Origin of the sequence: Glycomyces sp. L485 (genome assembly GCF_022548875.1) — a bacterium.
GTDB lineage: Bacteria > Actinomycetota > Actinomycetes > Mycobacteriales > Micromonosporaceae > Glycomyces.
Genome location: NZ_JAKZEW010000001.1, coordinates 264 through 23,169 on the forward strand (window position 1 = coordinate 264; position 22,906 = coordinate 23,169).

The following is a 22,906-nucleotide window of genomic DNA, read 5'->3' on the forward strand; positions in this document are numbered from 1 at the left end:
TCGCACACCCCCTCCGTCATCCAAGCCTTCGAACAATCTCCCTGTTTCCGATTGTTCGTCCTATACTTCAATGATACGGGCCTGACCAGCAGAAATCATCACCCGATCGGTGGGAAACCCCTCATGTTCGGGCCCGGACCGCCTTCCGCGCAACACAACACGAGCAGAGCTCACCCGCCAGAGCCACCCGGCGCGCACCCGACCCCCGCAACGCACCCTGAACATCCCTCCACCTCCCCGTCGCCGCCGCCCTTGGCGCACAAGGACTTATCCACGCGCCAGCACCACGCCAACTCGACAATGACCATTTCCGGTCTCCTCAGGCGGTTGGCGTTTGCGGGTTTGTGGGGCGGCCCGCCGCTTCGTATTGGATTCTTCTGAGAAGGCGCGCACAGCACGTGTTAGAACGCGTCACACACGTTCGACGGTGGACTCAAGCAGCGACATGCCGAGTGTCCGAAAGCGTCCGGTTCCGTCGACCGGGCAGAAACTGCGAGAGCCGGGAGGGCAGGTCCCTCCCGGCTCATTGGCTCACTCTCCCGAAGGTGGCGGGAGTGCGGCGCCGCTCGGGACGGGCTCGCCGAAGTCCGGGGTGCCGTCGGCGTTGAAGGTGAACGGCTGCACGCGGGTCTGCCGGGTGGTGCCGCATCCGTCGTCGGGCGAGGTGTTGCCGTGGTAGACCAGCCAGTGCTCCGTCCCGTCGGGCGAGGTGAAGAAGCCGTTGTGCGCCGGTCCGTAGACGCCGTTGCCCTGCTCGAATACCGGAGTCGGCCGCTTGGTCCACGACGATGGCGACAGCGGGTCGCCGCCGGCGTAGGTCAGCATGCCCAGTTTGTAGTCCGGGGTGCCGCAGTACGAGGCGGAGTAGGTGATGAACGTCTGTCCATCATGCTGCAACACGGCCGCAGCCTCATTGACGCGGAGTTCGACTGTCTCCCAGTCGTATTCGGGCCGTGAGATCGCCGCCTCGGTCCCGGGCACGAGCGTCCATGGGTTGGTCATCTCCGCGATCCAGATCGATTGGTCGTCACCGAGCCACTCGGACCACAGCATGTAGAGCTCGCCGTTCAGCTCCAGGTAGGAGCCGTCGATGTTCCACCGGTCGGGAATCGGGGTGTTCATGAACTCATAGGGCCCCATGGGTGTATCCCCAGTGGACCGAAGGACGTGCAGGCGCTGTCCGTCGTAATCGGCGGCGACGCCGGAGGTGTACATCAGGTACCAGGTGCCGTCGATGCGGTGGAACTCCGGAGCCCAGTGCTTGCAGCAGCGACTGGCCGTGCCCGAGTCGTCCCAGACCACCGTGCCGGAAGCGGTCTTGAGGCCTTCGAGGGTGGTGGACCGGCGCATGACCACCGTGGAGTCCCAAGTGGTCGTCGACAGGTAGTAGTAGCCGTCCCAGTACTCGATCCACGGGTCGGCGCCGTTGGAGCGGATCGGGTTGGTGAGGGTGCCGCCGGTGGGGGCCTCGTCGAGGTTCCACCGCTGCGTGGTCCCGCCGGTGTAGGTGTACTGCGAGATCCGGGCGCCGGGCTCGGTCGACCCGTTCCACAGGTCGAGGGCCTTGTCGGAGAAGCGGTTGATGAAGGAGTAGGAGCCGTCGTCGTGCTCGGTTACCGACCACTGCTGGTTGGTGCCGCCCAGGTCGGTCCACTGGGCGATGGTGGCCCCGTTGTCGGGGTTCCACTCGTAGACGTCGAGCACGTGGCCCGAGTGCCTCGCCTCGATCCGGTAGTAGCCGTCTCCGGCGTCGACGAAGCGGAACTGCTGGTTGGAGCCGGTGCCGACGTTCCACTGGATGAGCTCGGCGCCAGGCGCGGTGGAGGCGCCGTCGATGTCGAGCGCGAGGTCCGAGTGCGCACTGGTGATGGAATACCAGACGCCGGGGGTGACCGAGGCGTGCGCCGGAGCGCCGGACGCGGCGACCAGGCCCAGGACGGACATGGCGGCGGCGAGGACGCCGGCTATGACGGTTCGGGCGCGTTTGCGTGAAAGCAGGTTCATTCGGGACTCCGGGGGGAACAGGGGGTGAGGTGCCCTTGCGGATGTGACCAGTCGCCGTCCATTGCGGCCCGTTTTCGACTCATGTGCCGACCACCCGACTCCTTTAAATCGATAAATAACGATTTATAAATGTTATCGACAACATGTCGAGCGCACAATCCTTTGTGCCGAGAAAAGGAGGCCGAGCCGTGAGCAGCCCGCCGGCACGGCTATCCGCGGCGGGCCCAGGTGCGGGCGGCGGCCTGCTTCGCGTCGTTGATGGTCTCCACCTCGATGACCTCGATCCCTGTGTGCCGCTCCGAGACCGATCCCCTCGGCACGATCGCCGTCTTGAAACCCAACCGCGCCGACTCGCTCAAGCGCCGGTCGGCGTTCACCGTCCGGCGCACCTGCCCGGTCAGCGACACCTCCCCGATCGCGACGAGATCGGCGCTGACTGCGATCTCCTGCTCGGCGCTCACCAGCGCCAGCGCGAGCGCCAAATCCGAGGCGGGCTCGCGGATCCGGATGCCGCCGATCGTCGTCGCGTACACCTCGCGGTCGAGCAGCCGCATCCCCCCGCGCCGCGTCAGCACCGCCAGGACCATGTTCAGGCGGGCCTGGTCGAGACCCGAGACCGTGTGGCGCGGCACCGCGCCGTCCTTGATGGACTTCCCGAGGAGTGCCTGGATCTCGACCGGCACCGCCCGGCGGCCCTCCATCGTCACCGTGACGCACGTGCCCGGCGTCGGCTCGGTGGGGGCGTCGTCGAGGAACAGGCCCGAAGGGTCCGCGAGCGACACGATCCCGTCCTCGGTCATCTCGAAGCAGCCGACCTCGTCGGCCGGCCCGAACCGGTTCTTCACCCCGCGCAGCAGCCGCAGCATCGAGTGCCGGTCGCCCTCGAAGTGCATCACCGTGTCGACCAGGTGCTCCAGGGCCCTCGGCCCGGCGATCCCGCCGTCCTTGGTGACGTGCCCGACGAGGATCACAGCCATGTCGCGCGCCTTGGCCGCGGCGATGACCGCGCTGGCCACCGACTTGACCTGCGTGACGCCGCCGGGGACGCCGTCGGCGTTGCCCGCGACGACCGTCTGGACGCTGTCGAGGATCACCAGGCCGGGCCCGACGTCCTCGATGTGGCCCAGGACCGCGCCGAGGTCGGTCTCGGCGGCCAGGTAGAGCTCCTCGGAGAGGCATCCGGTGCGGTCGGCGCGGCGGCGCACCTGCGAGGCGGACTCCTCGCCGGTGGCCACTAGCGCGCGCCCGTAGCCGGACTCGCCGAAGCGGTGGGCCACTTCGAGGAGCAGCGTGGACTTGCCGACGCCGGGCTCGCCGGAGATGAGGCTGACGCCGCCGGGGACGAGGCCGCCGCCCATGACGCGGTCGAACTCGCCGATGCCCGTGGGCAGGCTCGCGGCCTGCTCGGCCGAGACGGTGCCGATCCTCCGTGCCGGGGAGGCCGGCCGGCGTGCGGCGGACGCGGCCGACGCGGGCCCGGCCATCTGCCTCGGGGGCGCGGCCGACTCCTCCATGGATCCCCACTCCCCGCAGTCAGGGCACTGCCCGACCCATTTGGGGACGCGGTGTCCGCAGGCGGCGCATGCATAAGAGATCCGCTGGGCTTTCGGCATGGCGCAAGCCTACGGGCCTCCACCGACACATAAGCGCAAGCCGATGTCGGCTTGTGTGCCTACACTGGCGGCATGGACTCAGAGGAGCCGACCAACGGCTCACCGGCACTCTCCACCAATGGAGCGGTCTTCTTCGACCTGGACAAGACCGTCATCGCGAAGGCGAGCACGCTGGCGTTCGGACGGCCCCTGTACAAGGGCGGCCTCCTCGGCCGCCGCGATGTCCTCAAGGTCGCCTACTCCGCCCTCGTGTTCCGGCTCGGAGGCTCCTCCGACGAGGAGCAGTTGGCCCGCACCCGCGACTACGTGGCGCAGCTCTCGCGCGGCTGGCCCGCCGAGCAGGTCCGCGACATCGTCGAGGAGACGCTGCACGAGCTCATCGACCCGTTCGTCTATGCCGAGGCCGCAGCGCTCATCGAGGCACACCGCGCCGCCGGCCGAGCGGTCGTCCTGGTCAGCGCCTCGGGCGAGGAGATGGTCGCGCCGATCGGCCGCATGCTCGGCGTCACCGACGTCATCGCCACCCGCATGGTCGTCGATGCTGAGGGCCGCTTCACAGGCGAGATCGGGTTCTTCGCGGCCGGCCGGTCCAAGGCCGATGCGATCAAGGACTTCGCCTCGGAGCGCGGGATCGACCTGGGGTCGTCGTTCGCGTACTCCGACTCGATCACCGACGAGCCGATGCTGCGCAGCGTCGGCTTCCCGCGCGCGGTCAACCCCGACCGCGGTCTGCGGCGCCTCGCGATCGAACAGGGCTGGCCGCAGTTGACCTTCCGGCGCCCGGTCGCACTGCGCCCTGCGATGTCCGGTCCGACCCGTTTGAAGTACGCCGCCGCCGGGATCGGCGTGGCGGCTGCGGCGTATGTGGTTTGGCGAGTGTGGAGGGACCGTCGCCTCAGGACCGCCTGAGCAGCGCTTTCCCAAGGTGGGTAGCCTCAGCGAAATGGAACGCAAACAACCGGCCAGACTGGCCGACGTCGCACGAGCCGCCGGTGTCTCGGTGGCAACCGCCTCCCGCGTCCTCAACGGCTCCCCGCATCGGGTGAGCGACCAGCTGAGCGAGCGGGTGCGCGAGGCGGCTCGCCGGTTGCGATACGCCCCGAACGTCGGAGCCCAAGTCCTGGCCCGCTCCACCTCGCAGACAGTCGCGTTGCTGCTGCACGACGTGACCGACCCGTACTTCGGGCAGATCGCCGGCGGCGTGCTGGCCGAGGCGGCTCGGCGCAACGTGCGCGTCCTCATCGCCGACACCGGCATCGACCCGGACTCCGAGGTCCAGCACCTCGACTCCCTGCGCGGCTACCGGCCCCGCGCGGTCATCGTGGCCGGTTCGCGGACCACCGACGAGGCGGCCGAGGCCAGGCTCGCCGACCACCTGTCGGACCTCCTTGAACTCGGCGCGACGGTCGTCAGCGTCGGGCAGCCGGGACTGCCGGGCCGGGTGGTTCGCCCGGCGAACCGCGAGGGCGCGGGGGCGCTGGCGCGCTTCCTGGTCGAGCTGGGCCACCGCGAGTTCGCGGTCGTGGCCGGACCCGAGCAGCTCCAGGTGGTGCGCGAGCGGCGCGACGGCTTCGTCGGCGCGCTCCCGGCCGACGCGAACGTCGTCCACGTGCGCTCGGAGTTCAGCCGCGATGGCGGCTATCAGGCCGGACTCGATCTTCTGGAGCGCAGCAAGTTGCCGACCGCGGTGTTCGTCACCGGCGACGTCCAGGCCACGGGTCTGTGCACGGCGCTGCGCGAGGGCGGCGTGAAGATCCCCGAAGAGGTCTCGGTGGCCGGCTTCGACGACATCCCGGTGGTGCGGGACCTGACGCCGTCGCTGACGACCGTCGCGCTGCCGCTCCACGAGATGGGCATCAAGGCGCTGGAGGCGGCGCTTGAGGACGGGGACTTCCCCGAGGAGCTGTCGATCATGACCGAGCTCATCGAGCGCGAGTCCACCGCCGCGCCGCGCGAGAAGTAGCCGCGCTCGTCCCGGACCGGGCCTTGCGGTGCCGGCGGCGTATCGCGAGGCCGGATTTCGTGCGATCCGAGCAACTTTCGGATAGTCCGCCAGAAGGTGGCGGGTGGTCCTTGCTAAGGTCATGCCGCCAGAAAGCGGTATCGCCTATAGGATATATCCTATAGGATTCGTTGTTCCCGGGCGTATGCCAGTGGCTTGTCCGGTTCTAGATAATGAGACGTTCGTCACCTACAGAGGGTGACGTAAATCTCACGCTGAAAATGGCAAACGATTAAATATAGGCGTACATGGATATAACACCTGGTAGTCGCCCCTCGACTTGTCGAGAATGTTCGCGGTTCGCCGGCTGATCGTTCAACGGCGCTAGCCCGGTTGGTACGAGCGGCGTACTCTCGGCATTAGATCTGGTGGGAGCCGTGGTGCAGCTCCTCATCCAGATACAAGGAACCGAAGCCTTTGCGTGCCGGAAGCGTCGTCGTTACCGCCCGGCTACACCGCGAAGGCATATTCAGGGTTGGAACTGGATTAATGGCAGCGCGGCCGTGTCCAGCACCGACCTGGAACCAATCCGGAAGGAACACGATCATGGTGCGAGTCACCGTCGAGGCCGAGACGCCCGTGTCGCCAGTGAGTGGCGAGACGATCTCCAAGGCCGACGCAGAACGCATCGCAGGTGTCCTCAAAGCACTTGCCGATCCGAACCGCCTCCAGCTCATCAGCCTGATCCAGGCCTCGCCCGAGCAGGAGGCCTGCGTGGCCGACCTGACCGAACCGCTGGGCCTGTCTCAGCCGACCGTCAGCCACCACCTCCGCATCCTGGCCGAGGCCGGGGTCGTCCAGCGCGACAAGCGCGGGGTGTGGGCCTACTTCCGCCTCGTCCCCGAGACGATGCGGATCGTCGCCGACCTGCTGACGCCGCCGAAGCGCCGTCGCCGCCGCTAGAGGGCCGCGACCGGCGGGTCCTCCCACCTGGGATGACCCTGTGTCGTGAGTAGATAACTGAAAAACGGGAGCTCGACTGGAACTGTGTCGGGTCATACACTTGTCACATGACGGGCCGACACCGCAGACCGCGACGACTCTCCAAAGAGGGTCGACGCCTCCTCGGCGGTGCCGCGCTGCTGGCCGTCTTCGCTCCGGTGACCGTGTACACGTTGAACGCGGCCATCGCCCACGTGCAGTCATGCGGAACCGAGACCACGCTCGCCGTGGCCGCGGCCCCGGAGCTGGCCCCCGTCCTCCAGGACTTCGTCGCCGCAGGCGGCGGCGCGCCCTCGCGCGGCTCTGACGTATGCGCCGACATCACTGTCAACGCCGTGCCCAGCAGCGATATCGCCGGAGTCGACGCCGACGTGTGGATCCCCGAGACCGATCTCCTCCTCGACATACCCGGGACCGATCTGGCCGAGCGTTGGGAGGTCTACGACGCCTCCACCGCCTCCGGCGCGATCGGCCTCGCGCTGCCCGAGGGCACCGACCCCGTGTCGATCGCGCCGGAGACCGCCGACGTGGCCCTCGGCGACCCGCGCCAGGACGCCGCGAGCCTGATGTGGATCGTGCTGTTCGGGGTCGACGAGGACACCGTCTCCGGCGCCGAGGGCGAGTTCCCGGTCATGTCCGCCCCCGAGGTCGCGCGCGCCAACGCCGAGGAGGGCGCCGGGCTCCAGTCGCCGAGCGGCAACGTCCAGGTGGGCCAGTTCGAGTACCCGATGCTCATCGCCGCCGACCTCGACGACGACCGCCGCGAGGCCGCCTCGAACCTGCTGCGCTCCTACGGCAGCCCCGACTACGCAGAGCTGCTCACCGCGGCCGACTTCGGCCCGGGCGTCCCCCAGCCGCCAAACCGCAGCGACTCGGCCGTCGAGTCCGTGCTCGCCGCCTGGGATTCCTACTCCTCCAGCGACTTAGCCTGGTTGAGCACGTCGTTGAGGATCGGCTGCGCGTCCTCGGCCAGCTCCGTCGCCACATCCGCAACTGCGCTGACGTGCAAAATCGTGCCCGCGTTGTCCACGAACACGCTCAACGACGCCTTCCACTTCCCGAACGGCTCGCGCACCGCGAACCCGATGTCGCCGTTCTCGTAGGCCTGCAGCGGCTGGTACGGCAGCGCCTCCTGCAGCGACTCCCTGGCGGCGTCGTCGCACGGGGCTTGGCAGACCTCCCAGGCCACCTCCACCGTCGAGCTCCCGTCCGGCGCGGTGCACACGATCGACCGGTCGGCCGGTTCGCACCGGTATTCGGCGGGGACTCGGAAGGCGAGCGGCCAACCCTTGAGGGCCACGACGTTCGTGTCGTCGTCGGGGCCGAACAGCGTGCCCGCCACCGACAGGTCGGAGGCGCCCTCGATCCACTGCGGCACCGCCTCCTGGCCCTCCTCGGCCGCGCCCTCGGGCGCCTCCTCCGCCTCTCCGAACGAAGTGTCGGCGTCGGCCGGGGCCGAGCCGCTCGCGTCGTCGCCCGAGGCGACCGTCGAGCGGATGAGCCAGCCGCCCAGCACCAGCAGCGCCACGATCACGATGACGCTCAAGACGCCGATGAGGATCGGCAGGAGCTGCGAGCGGCGCTTGGGCGGGGCGATCACCACCGTCGGCGGCGACATCGGCGGAGCCGACGGCGGACCGGCGGGGGAGGCCGGGGACTGCGGGCGGTGTGAGGCCGCACCCGGTCCCACCGGCAGCGGCCCGGTGGCCGGGCCGAGCGCCAAGAGGCGGTCCATGATCCGGTCGGCGCCCCGCAGGCGCGCATCGTGAAGCACCACCACGTACGGCTGCTCGGCTTCGAGGTCGGCCACCAGGATCGGGGCGTCCTCCGGCCCGGCCGTGGCGTACGCCCAGGCGACCGTGTCCGATAGGAGCCCCCGTCTGGCCGGGTCCTTGGACGAGGCCGAGCCGAGTGTGAGGATCTGGACCGGGCGCCCCGTCGCGTCGGCGCCCTCGCACAGTTCGTAGGCCCCTTCGACTCGAGCGGTCGAGACATCGTTGTACGGCCCGACCGTGCGACTCATCGAGACCCTCCCTCCCACAGTGCGAATCACCACTAAGTATGGCCCGTCTCCGCACGCCCCCCGACACAAGGTGGCCCCTGCTCGGAGCGACTTCGGCCGGACGACCGAGGCGGGCTCCGAGCAGGGCCGACTACGCTGGGAGCGTGACGATCTACCGCAGCACCGAAGACGGACCGGTCCCCCTCGACCCCGCCTCGCCGGACGGTGCGCCGCGGCCGAAGACCCCGTGGAGAACCGCCCCGTTCAACGCGATCAGGGGCGGCATGATCGGCGCCGCCGAGGGAGTCCCCGGCGTCTCGGGCGGGACCATCGCCCTGGTGGTCGGCCTGTACGACCGGCTCATCGACGCCGCAAGCGACTTGCTGCACGCCGCCCGGGGCCTCGTCTCCGGTGTCGCGCGGCGCCGCGGGGCCGGCGAGGGCCTGCGGGCGCTCAAATCCATCGACTGGCCGCTGCTCGTGCCGGTCCTCATCGGCATGGCCGCCGTGCTGCTGTTGACGATCAAGACGGTGGCGCCGCTGCTGGAGTCGCACCCGGTGCCGACCAAGGCGCTGTTCTTCGGCATGATCGCCGTCTCGATCGCCGTACCGGTGCGCATGATGCCGCAGCGGTTCCGGGTCCTCGACATCGTGCTGCTCCTCGCCTCCGCCGCGGCGGCCTTCTTCTTGACGGGCCTTCCGCCCTCGGAGCTGGCCGACCCGCCGCTGTGGCTGGTGTTCCTCGCCGCCGCCATCGCCATCAACGCACTGGTGCTGCCGGGCGTGTCGGGTTCGTTCCTGCTGCTTGCCATGGGCCTGTACGTGCATGTGGAACACGCGCTCGACGAGCGCAACCTCGCCTTCATCGGCGTCTTCGCGCTCGGCGCGATGGTCGGCCTCGGCTCGTTCGTCAAGCTGCTCCAATGGCTGCTGCACCGACGCCGGCAGGCCACCATGGCCGTGCTCGCCGGGCTCATGGCGGGCTCGCTGCGGTCGCTGTGGCCCTGGCAGAGCGAGGAGAACGCCCTCCAGGCGCCGAGCGGCCCCATCGTCGGCCCGCTCCTTCTGGTGATCCTCGGCGCGGCGGTGGTGCTCATCGCGATGATCTGGGAGTCGAAGCAGCACAAGAAGGTCGCAGGCCAGGACTGATGTGTCGCCGGGTGCGGCAGGGGCGGCAAGGCGGCAATTCTTTCGAGTTTCTTCGCGTCTGGGCGTAACCGCGGGCCCGCTCTCGCAGTTAATCAGGGTGGCTGCACGCCGACAGGTCTGCGGCCAGCGGCCGGAAGTGTCACCGGCTAGCCAGAGACAGCGCGATGGCCCTCGACCCGCAGACATCCGGTCGGCGAGGTCGCGGCTGAGGGCCTCACCGGAGGTGGGCGCCGAGCGTTCCCGCTCCGGCTCGCTGGACAACGACCGACAACACCGACAACTTGGTCCTCACGGCGGTTCGTGCTGCGCTGTTCTCAGTCGCACCGCCACGTCCGTGCGGCCATAAGAAAGGCAATCAAGCAGATGAAGACGCGCACCATGCGTAAGGCGACCCTCGTCGGAGGCATCGCCACGGGGGCTCTGCTACTCACGGGTACGGCCGCTCAGGCCGCCGAAGTGGACGTCGACGATGCCGGCACCGACGCCGTGCAGTCGACTCCCGAGATGCTCGGTGGACTTCCGATCCCGACCGACGCCGCTCCGGGGCTGAACTCGGTGGTGCCGCCGCAGGCCCTGCCGGCGCCGGCGCTCGACAACGAGGTCGACAACACCGTCAACAGGACCGGCCACAGGGTCGACCAGACGGTCGACCAGACCGACACCCAGGTCGACAGGGGCCAGCTCGCCGCTCCCGAGACGGCCACGCCGGCTGACGAACTGCTCGGCAATCTGGGCGGTGGACTTCCGGCCCCGCTGCCGTTCTAAGGCGTTCGCCGAACCAGTCGGCCGATGCTCGGCCGCGGGCGAATCGTCGCTCGGCGAGCGCTTCTCGGTCGGCGGGCGCGTACGGAGCCAGGGCCTGGTCCCGGACGGCCCGCCGACCGAACACAACTCTCCCGGTTTCAATCGCACTGCGTTCCGGCGGGCGTGGCCCGCCTCCATGAACGCGCACAAGTCATTGGAGCCCACGGAGCTTCACGGGGGATACGTGATGGAACAACGAGAACGATTTCCCTGAAAGGTGACGGTTCGTGAACAACTCATGGGTACGTAAGACTGCAAGCACCGGCGCAATCGCAGCGGGGGCGGTCCTCGTGGCCGGCGCCGGCGCGGCTCACGCCGCCGGTCCCGACATCAAGACGCATGACAACGTGGGGGCGGTGTCGGGCAACCAGGTGGTCGCGCCCGTCCAGGCGCCCGTCAACATCTGCGGTGTGGCCGCCGCCGCGCTCGGGACCGCGAACGCGGGTTGCGAGGGCGGCGCCGAAGCCGCCTTCCACGGTCCCGCGGGCGACCTGCGGACCCGCGACAACGTCGGTTTGGTCAACGGCAACCAGGCGTATGCGCCGGTCCAGGTTCCCACCGAGGTCAGCGGCATCGCCGCAGCCGTCGGCGGGACCTCCGACGCGTGGTCGACCGGCGCCTCGAGCGCCTCGATCGCCGAGTCCGGCCGCCACGCCGAGTCCGGCCGCCACGCCGAGTCCGGCCAGGTGACCAGCAAGCGCAATGTCGGCGCGCTGTCGGGCAACCAGCTGCTCGCTCCGATCCAGGCCCCGATCAACGCCTGCGGGAACGCGGTCGCGATCGGCGGCACTGCCGATGCGGGCTGCGAGGGCGGCGCGGAGGCCGATTACAACGGTCCCGGCGGCGACCTGATCAGCAAGGACAATGTCGGACTGGGCGACGGCAACCAGCTGTACGCCCCGATCCAGGCCCCGATCAACGTGTGCGGCAACGCCATCGCGATCCTCGGCACCGCCGACGCGTACTGCGAGGGCGGCTCGGACGCCGACATCGACGAGCCCGACCACCAGAGCCACAAGAAGGCCGGCTACACGGAGTCCTCGGACGCCGAGGCGGCCGACGCCGACTTGAGCGAGGAGCACCTGCCCTCCGGCGGCGTTCCCGGTCTCGACACCGTGACCGCCGCCGCCGGCGGCGTGGCCGGCGGGTTGCCGATCGTCGGCGGTCTCGGAGACAACGTGACTCCCGAAGACGTTGCCTCCACGGCCACCGGCACGGTCGGCGGCCTCCCCGAGGCGGCCGGCGCGGGTCTGCTCTAGAGCACCGCGAAGAGATCGGATCGCGCCGCGGCACTTCCCTGCCGCGGCGCGGCCGTGCGCGATCGTTACCTGCCGGACTCGACGCGCTCGGCGAGGGCGGTGTTCACCGCCTCGAAGCTCTTGGCGGTGTCGTCGAGCAGGCCGCTCATGGCGGGTACCAGGACGCCGGTGAAGCGTTCGCCGTGAGTGAGGACGGTGGCGCCGTCCTCCTGCGGTTCGAGGACGAAAAAGTGCTCGCCGTCGAAGAGCCCTCCGGGGCCGAGCCTGCCGAGCCAGCGGATCTGCCGAGCGGGGGAGACCCTGAGGACCCTGGGCCGGACGCGCTGCGTCTTGCCGTTCGACTGCGTGAAGGTCACGTCGAGGCGCTCGTATTCGGCGAGCTGGCCGCTGATCGCGGTGATGAAGGGGTTCCATTCGCCGTATGCCGGGAAATCGGTGAGCACCGCCCAGACTTCGTGGGCAGGCGCGTCGATGCGGGCGGTGGTCTCGATTCGGCGATCCTGGCGCAGCGCCCACACGCTGTAACCCGCGACCGCCGCGACGACGACCGCGAGGATGATCAGGAGTATCAAGATCTAGCCTTTCCCGAGGTTCCAGAGGCGGACGGTGCCGTCCGCGAAGCCGGTGACCGCGATCGTATACCCGTCGACGACGGTGGCGGTCGCATCGGTGAGCAGGTTGGAGGTGTCGTCCTCGTCTTCGAAGACCGTCAGTTGCTCACCGCTGTACAGGTTGAGCAGTGCGCCTTGGGCGTCGTCGTCGAAGGCGAACAGCGCGTCGGCGCCGTCGACGGTCACGGCCTGGTGGACGAAGTTGGCGTCGAGGTCGCCGTCCCATGCCGTGGATCCTTCGAAGGTGCCCGAGGCCAGGTCCCAGATGTAGTACCGCTCCTGGCTGAGGACCATCGCGTGCGGGGCCCCGTCGGTATAGACGATTCTCAGCGACTTCGCGGTGTCGCTGTCGCTCCATCCGTCGGCGGTCTCGAACGACAGGCCGGTGTCCAAACCTGTCTCCGTGTCGAACAGGCGAAGTTCGCCTTCGGCGTTCACCGTCACCATGCTGATGCGGTCGTCGAAGACGGCGAAGTGCCGGATGCTGTTGAGCTGGTCCTGGTTCAGCGTGATGTCGCCGGTCACCCGGGTCTCCTGTTCGAGGTCCCACAAGTACGAGTAGTCCGGGAACATGACTGCGTATGTGGCGGCTCCGGCGTTGGTGCCGAGGGCGTGCCGGTCGATGTCCGAGGTGTCGGAGTAGCCGGCGCCCTCGCTGAGGATCTCGCGGTCGAACGTTTCGGGTTCCCAGGCGTAGAAGCCGAACAGGGTGTCCATCGCGACGACCATGGTGCGGCCGTCCGAGAACTCGGTCACGCCGAGTATCTCGGTGAAATGGGTGAGGGGCAGTTCCTCGATGAGGTCGCCGGTCTCCAGGTCCCATTTCTTGATGGTCTTGTCGGCTCCCGAGGTGAAGAGCGCTTCGCCGTCCTCGGTCGGGGCGATCGCCATGGAGGTCACTTTGCCCGCGTGGGCGTCGATGACAGGGCCGGCCTGCTCGAAGGTCGCGGCATCGGGAAGGGACGCGCTCAGTCCGGTCGCCTCGTCGCCTCCGATGTCGTTCTGGCGGAAGATGAAGATCAGAGCAGCCACGATCAAGACGTCGATGACGACGACGGCTGCGATGACCTTCTTTGCGCGGCCCTTCTTCTTGACAGGCTCGGCGTCCGCCAGTGGCGGGGGCTGGGGCGGCGTGGCCTGCGTCGGGGGCGACTTGATGTCGGATCGCGGCTGCGGGACGGAGGTTGCCTGCGGTGTCATCGGCCCAGGCCGCTGCGGCGGAAATTGCGGTGTCGCCGGTGCGGGCCTCGCCTGCGGCGTGAGGGCCGGCCGCGCCGGCTCGGACCACAGCACGCTGCCTTCTCCGACGACGACTTCGGGTTGGTCCAGCACGGTCGGGGCGACGCCGAGTGCGCGGTGCAGCATGGTCGCGACCAGCGGCATCCGGCTCGCGCCGCCGACGAGGAACACGCCGGCGCTGCGGGCCGGGTCGAGCCCGGCGGCGCGGAGGACGCCCTGCGTCACGCCGACCGTCTGCTCCAGGTGCGGGGCGGCGATCTTCTCCAGCTCGGTGCGGGTCAGGTGCGCCTCGCGGTCGAGCAGGGGGATCGCGAAGTCGGCCTGCTGGTGGCGCGACAGGCGCTCCTTTGCACCGCGGATCTCCTCCTGGAAGTCGCGGAAGTGCCGCCGGTCCTCGGCGGTGGACGGGTTGGTGAGCCGCCGCCAGGCGTCGTGCCCGCCGTAGGTCCGGGCGAAGTGGTCGATGATCGCGGCGTCGATGTCGAGGCCGCCGAGGTCGCCTCGGCCGTCGAGCGCGACGGTCTCGAAGCCGTGCTCGGTGCGCCGGACCACGCTCGCGTCGAAGGTTCCCGCGCCGAGGTCGTAGACCACGATGGACGAACCGACTGCGATGTGGTGTCTGAGGGTCTCCGCGAAATAGGTGGCGGCCGCGACCGGTTCGGGCACGAGCCGCACTCGGCCGAGCCCGCTCCGCGCCGCCGCGTCTTCGACGATCCGGCGCCTGGCCGGACCCCATTCCGCCGGGACGGTGATGGTGACGTGCCGCGGGGCGCCCACCACGCGGCGGCACTCCTCGGCGACGGCCCGCAGGACCGCGGCTACGAGGTCCGTGATGGGGAACTCCCTGTCGCCCAGGAGGACCGATCCTCGGTCGAGGTGCCGCTTCGGGTTGGGCTCGAACCGCTCGGGGTAGCGCCGTCCGCTGTAGACCGCGTCGCGGCCGACCAGCAGAGCGCCGCTCGAGTCGACGCACACCGCCGAGGGCATCAGCGGCGCGCCGTCGAACAGCAGCGGCCGGACGCTCCCGTCGGGACGGCGGACCACGGCGATGGTGTGCGAGGTGCCGAAGTCGATGCCGAGCGAGGGTCCGGGGAGCAAGGGGCGGCTCATGGAGCGATCGTAACGAACTGCCGGGAGTGAGCCTTGACTCCTTGAATTAGTATGGTCATACGTCGTAATGGCGGTACTCCAACACCCGGTGATCGGAAACCAATGGCAGCACCCGCTTACCTCGACGCCTCCCGGCCGGTGGCCGAACGCGTCGAAGCCATCCTCGCCCTCATGACCGACGAGCAGAAGCTCGGCTGCTTCGGCGGAATCCCCAAAGGACTGACCCTCGCCGACGGCCGCACCCTGCCCGCGCTCGACAACCGGTTCGCCGAGGTGCTCCACGGCTCGGGCCACCACCCGAACGCGACGCTGTTCCCCCAGGCGATCGGCCTTGGTGCCACCTGGGACACCGAACTGCTCGAACAGATCGGCGAGACCGTCGCCTACGAGATGCGCTCCCGCGACCAGAACGTCCTGGCCGCCTTCGGACCCGTCGCCGACATCCGCTCCAACCCCCTCGCCGGCCGCTTCGAGGAGGGCTTCGGCGAAGACCCGCTGCACGTCGGCGCCATGGTCACCGCGTACGCCCACGGCCTGCGCGGACGCCACCCCGAATACGTCCGGGTACTGCCGCAGATGAAGCACTTCCTGGGTTACGACCACGAATGGCACCGGCACCGCACCTCGGCGTCGATGAGCGCCCGCGCGCTCCACGAGTACCAGGCCTTCCCCTACCGCAAGCCGGTCGAGGCCGGCGCCGTGCTCGGCGCGATGACCGCCTACAACCTCGTCAACGGGGTCCCCTCGATCGCGAGCCCGCTCATGGACACCCTCCGGCGCGAATGGGCACCGGGCGCGTTCATGTTCCTGCCCGACGGCTGGGACGCCGTCAACCTCAACTCCACCAAGGGCGCCCCCTTCGACACCTGGGAGACCCCCGAGGGCCGCGACGTGCCGTACCCGAAGGCTCTAGCGGCCGAGGAGGGCCGCCAGATCGACCGCGAGGAGATCCTCGTCTACGCCTCCGGTCTCATGCTCAAGGCCGGCCAGACGAACTTCCGCGACGGCTCGGAACTGCCGCTCGGCGAAGCCGCCGCCGAAGCGGTCAGGCGCGGCCTGTTCGGGCTGACCATGGCCGACGCCGAGCAGGTCGTCCGCGACTGGCTCCACTTCCTCGTCAGCGCCGGGCGCCTCGACGGCGAGGACTGCCCGTACAACCGGATCGAACCGAGCGACAGCCCGCAGGAGCGTCCCGAGTCGAAGGCGCTCGCGCTCCAGGCCGCCCGCGAGCAGCTCGTGCTGCTCAAGAACGAGGACCTGCTGCCGCTGCCGGAGTCGCCGCGCGTGGCCGTCGTCGGCCCGCTCGCCGACCGAAACCTGCGCGACTACTACAGCCCGCTGGTCCCCGACGAGGACCGCGTCACCCCGCTCCAGGCGATCACCGAGCGCCTCGGCGAAGGAAACGTCCTCCACCACACCGGCAACGACACCGTGGCCTGGGCCGCCGGCGGCCGCTACGTCAACGTCGCGGACAGCGGCGCGCTCGCCGCCGGGGCCGAGGCGATCGGCGACGACGAGACCTTCGAGGTCTACGACTGGGCACACGACCAGTACATGTTCCGCCACAACGGTTCGGGCAGGTTCGTCAGCGCCGACATCCTCCAGCACGACGACGGCCCGGCGACCTTCACCAACCAGATCGGTGCGAGCGGCGCCGGCGCCGGGCCGCACCTGCGCGCGATCGACGAGCAGATGGTAGACGCGAACGCCTGGTTCACCTTCCAGAACTTCCACTACCGCCCGGTGGGCGAAACTGCCGAATTCACGGCTCCGCAAGCGTCGCTGAGGAATGTCGCGATGTTCGGGCTCAACCACGTCGAGGCCGACATCAGCGCCGCCGACGCCTTCCACGTCGGCGTCGCCGAGGACGGCACGCTGCCGCTCGCCAAGGGACGGCCGGGCACGCCGCTCACCGAGACCCTCGTCTCGGACGGCCCCGAAGCGGCCGCCGCCGTCGCGGTCGAAGCCGACTACGCCGTTGTCGTAGTCGGCAACCACCCGCTCATGAACGCCCGCGAATGCTTCGACCGCCCCGGACTCGACCTGGCCCCGCGCCAGGCCGACCTCGTGCGGGAGGTGGCCGCCGCCAAGCCCGGCCGCACCGTCGTCGTGGTCGTCTCGTCCTACCCGCTCGCCATCGGCGACATCGCCGCCGACCCGAACGTGGCCGCGATCCTCTACACCTCCCACGCCGGCCAGGCCGCAGGGACAGCGCTGGCCGAGGCGCTCTTCGGCGACTGCTCCCCGGCAGGGCGGCTCACCTCCACCTGGCTCGCCGACGTCGACTCGCTGCCGAAGCCGGGGCCGAAGACCGAGGAGTTCCGCGTCAGCGACGTCGACATGCTCGAATACGACGTCATATCCGCAGGACTCACCTACCGCTACTCGGCGGTCGAGCCGCTCTACGGCTTCGGGCACGGCCTGACGTACACGACCTTCGAGTACAGCGCTCTGGAGATCCCCGGAGAGGTCCCCTCCGACGAGCCGTTCACCGTGTCGATCGACCTCACCAACACCGGCGGGCGCACCTCGGACGAGGTGGCGCTGGTCTTCGCGAGCTCGCTCGATTCGGTCTACGGCGACCGGGTACCGCGGCTGCAACTGGCGGGATTCAAGCGCGCCAAGGACATCGCGCCAGGCGCGACCCGCCGCGTCGAGATCGAGGTGGACCCTGGCGACCTGTTCGTGTGGGACGCGGTGAGCGGCAGGCGGATCGTGGAGACCGGCCGCTACGCCTTCTTCATCGGATCCGACTCGGACGGCCCGGAGGCGATCGTCCGCATCCAGGGCGAGACGATCGACCCGCTCGACCTCTCCGAGACCCGCAACGTCTGGGAGGCGGCGACGATCAGCCAGGGCGTGACCTACTGGGAGGTCTCCAAGCGCAACACGGTCGCGCGCCGGGGCGGCTACCACTCGGTGGGCTCGCGCCGCGGGGGCGACCACGTGGGCTTCACCAAGGCGGTGCTCGAGGGCGCCACCGCGATCGAGTTGCGCACCGCGACGACCGTCGCCGACTGGGCCGACCTGTCCGACCCGGTCATCGAGGTCCGTTCGTCCGAACCGGACGGGCCGCTCCTCGCCGCCGTCACGGTCCCGATCACCGGCGACCTCCAGAGGTTCGAGGACGTCGAGGCCCCGCTGGAGGGCGCCGAAGGCGTCGAGAACCTGTACCTGCGATTCCGGACCGGCGGCATCTACGTGGACTCGATCCGCCTGCGCCGCTGATCACCCGGCCGCGGCCCGCATCACGTGGGCCGCGGCCCGGTCCGTGATGTCGTGTATCGGACAGTTCCGTTTCCCATCGGACCGAGTCTCGTTCTCCATTCGGATCCCCTGATGGAAAGTGAGAGAAGATGCCAGGAACGCTCCACGAAGTGATCGTGAAGCTCGTCCAGGACCAGCCGGAGATCGCGGCGAACCTGATCGGACTCGCCGATGGCGAGGAACACGGATTGCGATGCAGCGGCGCGGAGACGCGTTCTTGCGCGGTCGGTTCGCCCGGCCCGGTGGAACGGCGTGCCGACGGCGTGGTGAAGCTGACCTTCGAGGGCGGATTTTCGAGAATCGTCATCGTCGAAGTGCAGAACACCTGGAAGCAGGAGAAGTACTACCGACTCCCCGGATATATGGCCCGGGCTTTCGAGGACTACCGACTTCCGGTCGAACTGCTGCTGATCGGCGGGACCGATGCGGTGGCGCGTCGGTTCAGGAACGGGATCGATCTCGGGCCGGGCAACAGGATCGCGATCCGGACCCTCGGCCCGGCGGACTTCCCGAGCCTGACCGATCCCTACAACCCGCCCGAACCGGCGATCGCGATCCTGTCGGCGGCGCTCGGAGCGGCCGATGCGCTGCACTCACCGTATGAGGCGGAGTTGTTCGCCTCGACTCTTGACGAGGCTCTCGGTACGATTGAGCCGCAGCGCGCGGCCGACTACACCATGTATTTGCTCGGACTGCTCAAGAAAGACGTCGGAACCTTGCTGGAGACCATCATGGAGACCAAGTCTCAGCCGTACCACTCGGCCTACAGCGACCGACTCCGCAAGGAGGGCCGCGAAGAAGGCCGGGAAGAAGGCGGCGTGCTGGAAGCACGAAAGATCCTGCTCACCTTGCTGGATGCCTCTCCCACGCCGGTCGAGTCCGAGCTTCGCGAGCAGGTAGAGCAGTGCAGTGACCTCCGCCAGTTCGAAGCCTGGGCGACTGAGTTCGCCACGACCGGCCGCTTGACCATGCGGGACCAGTAGCGATTCGGCCGCCGCCGCTGGCGCCGGAACGCGCGAACGCCCGCTCTCAGATCCTATAGGAAATATAATATTTCCTATAGGATCTCAGCCGTGGCGTTCTGTGGCGACGATCTCGCCGTCCCCGGTGTGGAAGACCAGGAACGAGCCCTTCGCCAGCGGCGTCTCGGTCGGCGGCGTCGATCCCAGCTTGTGACAGAAGTGCCGCGCGAGCTCGTCGATCGTCTCGCCGTGGCCGCAGATGACGACCGGGCGCGCCTCGGCGATGAGCTGGTCCATCCGCGTCATCGCCTGGCCCGGCTTGGCGGTGCCGGAGGTGAACTCGGGCAGCCCCGTGACCGGGATGCCCTCGCCGGCGCAGAACGGCAGCAGCGTCTCCAGGCACCGGGCGCTCGTGGCGCTGTAGGCCACCGGAGTCGGATAGCTCGACAGCAGCACCTCCAGTTGGGAGGCGCGCTCGCGGCCGCGCTGGTTGAGCGGCCGTAGCTCGTCCTGATCGAACCAGTCCGCTTTCGACAGAGCGATCGCATGGCGCACGAAGATGAACGGGACGGTCTCCCGCACGACGGTCTCGGCGAAATCGGCCAGGACCGGCTGGTCGCGCTCGTGCGTCAGCCGCTCCGAGGCCTCGCCCAGCGGCACCCACTCCATGCCGTCGACCTCCCGCGGGTCCACCGCCTCGTCGACCGCCTCGGCCGCCGGGGTGGCGCACCAGTAGTCGACCCGCTTGAGGCGGCCCTCCTTGTCGTAAAACGACGGCGCGAGGGGCCGACCGAGAACGGGCCGGATGCCGGTCTCCTCGAACACCTCCCGCTGCGCCGCCGCCAGAAGGTGCTCGCCCTTCTTGAGCTTGCCCTTCGGAAACGACCAGTCGCCGTACTTCGGGCGGTGGATGAGCGCGAGCTCGGGTTCTTTCGCGCCCTGACGCCACAGGACGGCGCCGGCGGCGAAGATCTCCGGTTCGTTCAAGAGTGCTCCTGCATCAGTTCTTCCTGAAGGTCGATGCCGCCGCGCAGGCGGGACCACAGGCCGAGCGGGCCGAGTTTCCACGTCCTCGTGTCGTCGCGCATGCCGCGGTCGAGCATCGAGATGAGCTGTGCCCGGTGGGCATCGCCGGTCACCTGGAGCAGCACTTCGACGCGCCGATCGAGGTTGCGGTGCATCAGGTCCGCCGAGCCCAACCATACTTCCGGATCGCCGGCGTTCTCGAACACGTACACCCGCGAGTGTTCGAGGAACCGGCCGAGGACCGAGCGGACCCGGATGGTCTCTGACAAGCCGGGCACACCCGGCCGGAGCGCGCAGATGCCGCGAATGAACAGGTCGACGGGCACGCCGGCCCGGCTGGCGCGGTAGAGAGCGTCGATCATCTCCTCGTCGGTCAGCGAGTTGCACTTGAAGCGGATGCGTGCGGGCAGACCCGCCTCGTGGTTGTCGATCTCGCGCTGGATGCGCTCGATCAGGCCCGGGCGCAGCGAGTGCGGCGCGACCAGGAGCCGCTGGTAGTCCTCCGACCGCGAGTACCCGGTGAGGTGATTGAAGACCGCGTTGACGTCCTCGCCGACCGCCTGGTCGGTCGTGAGCAACCCGAAGTCCTCATACAGCCTGGCGGTCTTCGGGTGGTAGTTGCCGGTGCCGATGTGGCTGTACCGCAAGAGGCTCCCGTCGTTCTCCTGTCTTACCACCAGCGCCAGCTTGCAGTGGGTCTTGAGGCCGACTATGCCGTACATGACGTGGCAGCCGGCCTGCTCCAGCTTCTGGGCCCAGTCGATGTTGGCCTGCTCGTCGAAACGGGCCTTGATCTCGACGACGACCACGACCTGCTTGCCCGCGTCGGCGGCGCTGATGAGCGCATCGACGATAGGAGACTTGCCGCTGGTGCGGTACAGCGTCTGCTTGATCGCCAGGACCTGCGGGTCGCCCGCGGCCTCCTCGATGAGCCGCTCGACCGAGGCGGTGAACGAGTCGTAGGGGTGGTGGACCAGCAGGTCCTGCTCGCGCATGACGGCGAACAGGTCTGCGTCGGGCGGCAGCACCGCCTCGGAGGGCCGGAACGGCGGGTACTTCAGTTCGGGCCGCTCCAGGTCGGCGATGGCGCCGAGGCCGGACAGGTCGAGCGGGCCGGGGAGCTTGTTGACGACCTCGTCGTCGATGCCGAGCTCGGCGGTGAGCCGATCGAGGACGACCGGGTCGATGGTGTCCTCCACTTCGAGGCGCACGACGGGCCCGAAGCGGCGGCGCAGCAGCTCGCGCTCAAGGGTCTGGAGGAGGTTCTCGGTGATGTCCTCGTCGATCTCCAGGTCCTGGTTGCGCGTGACGCGGAAGGTGTGGTGCGCGACGACGTCCATGCCGGGGAACAGCTGGTTGAGATGCGAGGCGATGACGTCTTCCAGCGGCACGAAGCGGCCGGGGGCCACGGCCATGAAGCGCGGCAGCAGCGGCGGGACCTTCACGCGCGCGAATCGCATCGCGCCCTTGTTCGGGTCGCGGACCTGGACGGCGAGGTTGAGGGACTGCCCGGAGATGTACGGGAAGGGGTGCGCGGGGTCGACGACGAGCGGGGTGAGCACCGGGTAGATGCGGGTGCGGAACAGCTCGTGCATGAGCCGGCGCTCGGACTCGGCGAGCTCGTCCCAGCGCAGGATCTCGATCCCCTGCTTCGCCAGCAGCGGGGCGATCTCCTCGCTGAAGGTCCTGGCGTGTTCGAGGCTGAGCTGGTGGGAGAGGCCGGTGATGCGTCTGAGGACGCTCTGGGGCTGGCGTCCCGAGGAGGTTCGCACGGGCAGACCGGTGGCGAGCCGACGCATGAGGCCGGCGACGCGGACCATGAAGAACTCGTCGAGGTTGTTCGAGAAGATGGACAGGAAGCGAACCCGTTCGAGCAGGGGCAGCTCGGGGGACTGGGCCAGACGCAGGACCCTGCCGTTGAAGCGCAGCCAGCTCTCCTCACGGTCGAGGAACCGGTCCGGTGGCAGATCGGCACCTACGAGGGGAACGGACTCACTATTCGTCATACATCACAATATTAACGAAGAACGTGAACTTCTGGTGAATCAGTTTTGAAATCCCTACGCGTTCACGAGATCACAACGCATGTCGACAATGGACTTGATCATCGCCGCTCACGGCCCCGTCGCGCCGTCGATGCGCTCCCTGATGAGGTCGGCGTGGCCGTTGTGGCGGGCGTACTCCTCGATCATGTGCAGGTAGATCCAGCGCACGGAAGCCGTTTGCCCGCTCGGGTGCGTGAAGGTGTCGTCTAGGTTGCGGTCGGCGACCGCGGTGCGGGCGGCGTCCACGGCGACGCGGTAGCGTTCGAACGCCTCATCGGGGTCGGCCGAGGCCGCTTCGTTGAAGCAGGCGTCGATGTCGTCCTCGGCGATGTAGCGCGGATAGTCGCTCTGGCCGTCGAGGTTGTCGCAGAACCACCAGTACTCGACGTCGGTCATGTGCCGCACCAGCCCGAGCAGGGTCAGGTTCGACGGCTCGGCAGACGGGTGCTTCAGCTGCTCCTCGGCGAGCCCGGAGCACTTCACGAGCAAGGTGTCGCGGTGGAAGTTGAGGAAGCTCTCAAGCATGGCGCGCTCGTCGGCGAGCAGGACGGGGCGCTGGCGTTCGACGTCGGACGGGAGTTGGCTCATGCCCTCACATTATCGGGGACCTGTGACTGTTCCCCGGTTCTCCCGCCGATGCGCTCCCTGATGAGGTCGGCGTGGCCGTTGTGGCGGGCGTACTCCTCGATCATGTGCAGGTAGATCCGGCGAAGGCCGCACCTGCTGGCCTGCGGGTGCTCGGTGACGTGGTCGATCTCGTGCCCGGCCGCGTGGCGTTCGATTCGCGGAACCACCAGTACTCGGGTCGGTCGATTTCTGGTGCGGTCCAAGTCATCGGCCGAGGCCAGCCGCGTCCACCCGGCGGAAGCCAC

The 22,906-nt window shown here is 68.9% G+C and carries 17 protein-coding genes; 8 read left to right on the forward strand and 9 right to left on the reverse strand.

Going from position 1 to position 22,906, the window contains the following annotated elements; translation table 11 throughout:
- Window positions 1-531 precede the first annotated feature (531 nt).
- Entirely contained in the window at window positions 532-2,004 is a 1,473-nt protein-coding gene (locus L0U85_RS00005; protein ID WP_241375558.1) for a family 43 glycosylhydrolase, read from the reverse strand.
- Window positions 2,005-2,213: 209 nt separating this feature from the next.
- Entirely contained in the window at window positions 2,214-3,617 is a 1,404-nt protein-coding gene (gene radA / locus L0U85_RS00010; RefSeq protein WP_241375559.1) for a DNA repair protein RadA, read from the reverse strand.
- 72 nt (window positions 3,618-3,689) lie between these two features.
- Between radA and L0U85_RS00015 the strand changes: the two genes are divergently transcribed.
- From L0U85_RS00015 to L0U85_RS00025, 3 genes are all read left to right on the forward strand, one after another.
- Window positions 3,690-4,526: an HAD-IB family hydrolase gene (locus L0U85_RS00015; RefSeq protein WP_241375560.1), complete on the forward strand. Its 837-nt coding sequence runs from the start codon at window positions 3,690-3,692 to the stop codon at window positions 4,524-4,526.
- Between the two features lie 34 nt (window positions 4,527-4,560).
- Window positions 4,561-5,580, forward strand: a complete 1,020-nt coding sequence (locus L0U85_RS00020) for a LacI family DNA-binding transcriptional regulator (RefSeq protein WP_241375561.1) — start codon at window positions 4,561-4,563, stop codon at window positions 5,578-5,580.
- Between the two features lie 585 nt (window positions 5,581-6,165).
- Window positions 6,166-6,522: a metalloregulator ArsR/SmtB family transcription factor gene (locus L0U85_RS00025; RefSeq protein WP_241375562.1), complete on the forward strand. Its 357-nt coding sequence runs from the start codon at window positions 6,166-6,168 to the stop codon at window positions 6,520-6,522.
- Window positions 6,523-7,468: 946 nt separating this feature from the next.
- On the opposite strand, the gene L0U85_RS00030 is transcribed toward L0U85_RS00025, so the two are convergent.
- Window positions 7,469-8,584 (reverse strand): hypothetical protein, encoded by a 1,116-nt coding sequence (locus tag L0U85_RS00030; RefSeq protein WP_241375563.1) that lies wholly within the window; start codon window positions 8,582-8,584, stop codon window positions 7,469-7,471.
- A gap of 143 nt (window positions 8,585-8,727) precedes the next feature.
- On the opposite strand from L0U85_RS00030, the gene L0U85_RS00035 reads away from it, so the two are divergent.
- The 3 genes from L0U85_RS00035 to L0U85_RS20965 all read left to right on the forward strand — a co-directional run bounded on the left by L0U85_RS00035 (window position 8,728) and on the right by L0U85_RS20965 (window position 11,774).
- Window positions 8,728-9,711, forward strand: coding sequence for a DUF368 domain-containing protein (locus L0U85_RS00035; protein WP_241375564.1), 984 nt, complete (start codon window positions 8,728-8,730; stop codon window positions 9,709-9,711).
- 378 nt (window positions 9,712-10,089) lie between these two features.
- Window positions 10,090-10,476 carry a hypothetical protein gene (locus L0U85_RS00040; protein WP_241375565.1) on the forward strand — a complete coding sequence of 129 codons (387 nt, stop codon included), beginning with the start codon at window positions 10,090-10,092 and terminating at the stop codon, window positions 10,474-10,476.
- Between the two features lie 266 nt (window positions 10,477-10,742).
- The gene (locus L0U85_RS20965) at window positions 10,743-11,774 is read left to right on the forward strand and encodes a chaplin family protein (RefSeq protein ID WP_241375566.1); all 1,032 of its coding nucleotides are present in this window, start codon (window positions 10,743-10,745) and stop codon (window positions 11,772-11,774) included.
- Window positions 11,775-11,839: 65 nt separating this feature from the next.
- Here the strand turns inward: L0U85_RS20965 and L0U85_RS00050 are convergent, their stop codons facing one another.
- Together L0U85_RS00050 and L0U85_RS00055 are read right to left on the reverse strand one after the other, a co-directional pair.
- Window positions 11,840-12,346 carry an SRPBCC domain-containing protein gene (locus tag L0U85_RS00050; protein WP_241375567.1) on the reverse strand — a complete coding sequence of 169 codons (507 nt, stop codon included), beginning with the start codon at window positions 12,344-12,346 and terminating at the stop codon, window positions 11,840-11,842.
- A 3-nt stretch (window positions 12,347-12,349) separates the two neighbouring features.
- A complete protein-coding gene (locus tag L0U85_RS00055; protein WP_241375568.1) occupies window positions 12,350-14,734 on the reverse strand; it encodes an Hsp70 family protein in 2,385 nt (794 codons plus the stop codon).
- Window positions 14,735-14,836: 102 nt separating this feature from the next.
- Here L0U85_RS00055 and L0U85_RS00060 point away from each other — a divergent pair, with 102 nt between their 5' ends.
- The gene (locus tag L0U85_RS00060; RefSeq protein ID WP_241375569.1) at window positions 14,837-17,962 is read left to right on the forward strand and encodes a glycoside hydrolase family 3 protein; all 3,126 of its coding nucleotides are present in this window, start codon (window positions 14,837-14,839) and stop codon (window positions 17,960-17,962) included.
- Window positions 17,963-18,111: 149 nt separating this feature from the next.
- Window positions 18,112-18,984 (forward strand): hypothetical protein, encoded by an 873-nt coding sequence (locus tag L0U85_RS00065; protein WP_241375570.1) that lies wholly within the window; start codon window positions 18,112-18,114, stop codon window positions 18,982-18,984.
- Window positions 18,985-19,068: 84 nt separating this feature from the next.
- On the opposite strand, the gene L0U85_RS00070 is transcribed toward L0U85_RS00065, so the two are convergent.
- The 4 genes from L0U85_RS00070 to L0U85_RS00085 form a co-directional block, all read right to left on the reverse strand.
- The gene (locus L0U85_RS00070) at window positions 19,069-19,950 is read right to left on the reverse strand and encodes an NUDIX domain-containing protein (protein ID WP_241375571.1); all 882 of its coding nucleotides are present in this window, start codon (window positions 19,948-19,950) and stop codon (window positions 19,069-19,071) included.
- A complete protein-coding gene (locus L0U85_RS00075) occupies window positions 19,947-21,995 on the reverse strand; it encodes an RNA degradosome polyphosphate kinase (RefSeq protein WP_241375572.1) in 2,049 nt (682 codons plus the stop codon). The genes L0U85_RS00070 and L0U85_RS00075 overlap by 4 nt, the downstream gene beginning before the upstream one ends.
- 108 nt (window positions 21,996-22,103) lie before the next feature.
- Window positions 22,104-22,622 carry a DinB family protein gene (locus tag L0U85_RS00080; RefSeq protein ID WP_241375573.1) on the reverse strand — a complete coding sequence of 173 codons (519 nt, stop codon included), beginning with the start codon at window positions 22,620-22,622 and terminating at the stop codon, window positions 22,104-22,106.
- Complete coding sequence (locus L0U85_RS00085) at window positions 22,619-22,816, reverse strand: DUF664 domain-containing protein (RefSeq protein WP_347177317.1); 198 nt, start codon at window positions 22,814-22,816, stop codon at window positions 22,619-22,621. The genes L0U85_RS00080 and L0U85_RS00085 overlap by 4 nt, the downstream gene beginning before the upstream one ends.
- Window positions 22,817-22,906: the final 90 nt, after the last annotated feature.